Origin of the sequence: Actinomadura sp. 7K534 (assembly GCF_004348575.1) — a bacterium.
Taxonomy (GTDB): domain Bacteria; phylum Actinomycetota; class Actinomycetes; order Streptosporangiales; family Streptosporangiaceae; genus Spirillospora; species Spirillospora livida.
Map to the genome: position 1 here is coordinate 1 of NZ_SMKB01000388.1, position 4,014 is coordinate 4,014.

At 78.0% G+C, this 4,014-nt stretch carries 1 protein-coding gene; it reads right to left on the reverse strand.

Features of this window, described 5'->3' with window-relative positions; all coding sequences use genetic code 11:
* Positions 1 to 3,971: HAD-IC family P-type ATPase (locus E1266_RS36050; RefSeq protein ID WP_132054898.1), on the reverse strand; the 3,971-nt coding region annotated here is incomplete at its 3' end.
* Positions 3,972 to 4,014 lie beyond the last annotated feature (43 nt).

Sequence of the window (4,014 nt, forward strand, 5' to 3'; positions counted from 1 at the left end):
GTGAGGGCCACGGCGAGGGCGGGGAGCATGTCGGTGAGCATGTTGACGACGAGCAGTTGCCGGATGCTCAGCGGCGCGTTCCCGCTGAGGGCCGTCCCGAGGATGGTGAAGGCCACCTCGCCCGCGTTGCCGCCGACGAGGATGGCCGCGGCGTCCCGGACGCTGTGCCACAGGGCGCGGCCCTCGCGCAGCGCCTCCAGGATGAGCGCGGTGTCGGGCGCGGTGAGGACGAGGTCCGCCGCGCTGCGGGCCGCGCCGGAGCCGCGTCCGGCGACCGCGATGCCGACGTCGGCGCGGCGGATGGCGGCGGCGTCGTTCACGCCGTCGCCGGTCATGGCGACCACCCGCCCGGCCCGCCGCAGGTCCTTGACGATGCGCACCTTCTGGGCCGGGGAGACGCGGGCGAAGACGGCGGCGCGCTGCACGGCCCGGAGCCGTTCGCCGGCGGACAACGCGTCGAGTTCGGCCCCGGTGACGACCCGGTCGGCGCCCGGGATGGCGAGCCGCGCGGCGACCGCGGCGGCGGTGGCCGGATGATCGCCGGTGATCATGGTGGTCCGCACGCCCGCGTCGTTCAGCCGCCGCACCGCGTCCTCGGCGGTGGGACGCGGCGGATCGGCGATGCCGATGAAGCCGAGCAGCGTGAGGTCCTCGACGTGGTCGGCCAGCTCCCCCTGGAACGCGGCCGGGTCCGGGACGGGCCGCTCGGCGACCGCGAGCACCCGCAGCCCCTGCCCCGCGAGGCGCCGGACGGTCGCGGCGGCGGCGCGGCGGCGGGCCGGGGTGAGCGGCTCGTCCGCGCCCCGCCGGCCCGCGGCGCTGCTGCGCGGGGCGTGGATCAGCGCGCACCTGCCGAGCAGCACCTCGGGCGCGCCCTTGACCGCGAGGACCGTCCGGTCGCCGTCGTGCCCGAGCGACGCGGAGAACCCGCGGGTGGCCTCGAACGGGAGTTCCTCGTCCAGCGACCAGCGGTCGTCCGGCGGCAGGTCGGCGGCGCGGTCGAGGACGGCCCGGTCGGTGGCGTGCGGGGCCTTCGTCCCGCGCGGCGGCGGGGAGGCGCGCACGGCCGTCCGGAGGATGCGCTGCCCGGCCGCCCCGGTGAGCGACAGCGGGCGGGCCGGACCGGCGGCGCGGACCAGGCGGAGCCTGCCCTCGGTGAGGGTCCCGGTCTTGTCGAAGCACAGGGTGTCGACGCGGCCGAGTGCTTCGAGCGCCCGCGTCGAGCGGACCAGCACGCCGAGGCCGGACAGCCGCCGCGCCGCCGCGAGCTGGGACAGGGTGGCGACCAGCGGCAGCCCCTCGGGGACGGCGGCCACCGCGACCGCGACGCCGGAGCCGAGGGCGCGGCGCAGCGGCAGCCCGCGCAGCATCCCCAGCGTCGTGACGGCCGCGCCGCCGAGCACGGTGGCGGGCAGCGCCTCGTGGGTGAGTTCCGCGAGCCGCGCCTGCATGCTGGACGAGGCGTCCATCGCCCCGGCGAGCGCGGCGGCGCGTCCGGCCTCGGTCGCGTCGGCGGTGGCGACGACGAGCGCGACCGCCTCGCCGGCGATGACCGTGGTGCCCTCGTAGACCATGCAGTGCCGGTCGGACGGGTCGGCGCCCGGTGCCGGCTCGACGTCCTTTCCCACGGGCACGGACTCGCCGGTGAGCGTCGCCTCGTCCACCTCCAGCGACTCGGCCCAGAGCAGGCGGGCGTCCGCCGGGACGACGTCCTCCGACCGGAGCAGGACCATCTCGCCGACCCGCAGGTCGCCCGCGGAGACCTTCTCGACGCCGGCCGACCGCAGGCGCGCGAACTTCCCGGCAAGGGCGGCCTCGGGGCCGGCGGAGTCGGGTGCGCCGCGCAGGCGGCGGGCGCTGACCTGCTGCCCCAGGAGGAGGTCGCCCAGCACCCGCTCCGCGCGCATCCGCTGGGCGCCGCCGATGAGCGCGTTGCCCGTCATGACCCCGGTGACCAGCAGCGCGTCCACGCTGGAGCCGACCACGGCCGAGGCCGCCGCGCCGAGCGCGAGGACGGGCGTCAGCGGGTCGTCCAGCTCCTGCCGCACCGCCGCCGCCAGCCGCGCCCCGGCGCCCGCGGGCCGGGCCGACTCGGCGGCGGGCCCGGTGGCCGGGACGCGGGACAGCCGCCGGTACGCCTCCTCGGCGGTGCGCGCGTGCCAGGCGTCCCGGACGACGGGCGGCGGCGGCGGACGGTGATCCAGCCGCCGGGCGCCGACGGCGTTGGTCAGCATCGCGATCATGCCCGCCATGTGCACCGGCGGCAGTTCCCGCCAGCCCGCGAGCCCGCGCCGCCGCGGCCGCCCGCCCGCGATGAGCAGCGCGCCGAGCGCCGACGCGCTCAGCGACAGCTCCGCGGCGCGCTCGCTCGCGCGCCGCGCCGGCCGGACGGCCGCGAGCACCCGCCACGCGTCGGCGAGCCCCGGCCCGCAGACAAGGTCGGCGCGCCAGTCCACCGATCCGCCCTCGCAGAGGACGCTCACCCCGACGTCGGCCGCGTCCAGCGCCCGGTCCTGCCCGCGCGAGATCACCAGGACCCCGTGGCCTTCCCGCTGCAGGGCCCGCACCGAGTCCGCGAGGTCGTCGACGGTCACCGGGGAGTCGTCGCCCCAGGCCACGAGTTCCCGGGTGCTCGCGTGCTCGGTCAGGACGACCACGTCGGCCGCCTGGTGCGCCGCCGCGAGCAGCCCCTCGGCCGTCGGGTCGAGCGCACAGCCCACCAGGACCTGCCCGCACAGCCGGTCCCGCTCGTCCAGCAGGTCGAGGGTCATGCCCTTGGGGCCGGCGGGGGTGCCGGACACCTTCAGCAGGCGCCGGTCCCCGGCGGCGCGGCCCGCGATCAGCGCTGCGGCGGTGCGCCAAACGTCCGCGTCCTCCAGGCGCTCGCCGGTCGCGGACAGCATCCGCAATTCCCCGCTGCACAGCACCGCGGAGTCGATGACCACCGCGCTGACGCGGTCGAGCCTGCGCAATGCGCCCGGTTCCAGCACCACCACACCGCGTCGGGCCAGGTCGTGCGCCAGCACGGACGCGAACGCGTCCCGCCCGTTCTGCGCGGCCTTCGGCATGGTCGCCAGCAGCAGTTCGGCGGCGGCGGACATGTCGCGCGTACCCGCGAGGACACCGGCCCCGCCGAGCAGGTGCCCCAGCTCGGTGCGGTTCGCGGCCCGCTCCACCGGACCGTCCGGCAGCGGGCACGGCCGCCGCCCCGGGGCACCGCACTCCTGCGGCTGCGGCCCGGCCGCCAGGTCCGGCTCCCGGCGCCGCCACGCGTCCCGGCGCGCCGCGACCTCGTACAGCTGGAAGACGCGGTGCACGGCGTCCGTGGCGAGCGGGGCGATGCCCTGCCCTGCGCCCTGGACGACGGCGTTGGCGGTGCCGAGCAGGGCGTCGGTGCGCATGCCGCCGAGCGACCGGTCCAGCACCCGCCGCACGTGGGGCGCCGCGTCCGCCACCGAGACCGCCGCCCGCACCGGGCTCGGAATGGGCGGCAGGACGAGCAGCCGCCCGGCCAAGGCCCCGACCGCACCCGCGCAGTCCGCGACGAGCGCGGACATGGCCGCCGCCCAGGCCATCTCGTCATCGGGCGGCGCGGCGTGCACGTCTTTCTGGGCTGTTAGCGCGTCGGGCTGGGCGGCGCTGTGCGCCTCCTCCACGTCGCGGACGGTCTCGAGCAACGCGTCCAGGCCCACCTCGGCTTTCGCGAAGGCGACCAGGACGTGGCCGGTGACGGCGTTGACCTCCGCCCAGTTCACCCCGTCCAGTCGCCGCAGCGCGCCCGTCAACGCGTCCACGTACCGCCGGTGCCGGCCTCCGCCCCCCGACAGCCCGTTCACCTGGATGTGAGCGCGCCCCTCGCCGATCCACACGCGCCGCCGGGGCCTTCCACCTGCCAGCGTCGCGAGCGCACCGGCCCCCTGGGAGACCCGCCGGGCACCCGCGTCCACGAGCGTGACCGGCGCATGCGCCACCGCCCTGACCAGGGACGCCCCCGGAATCCCCACCGCCAACTCC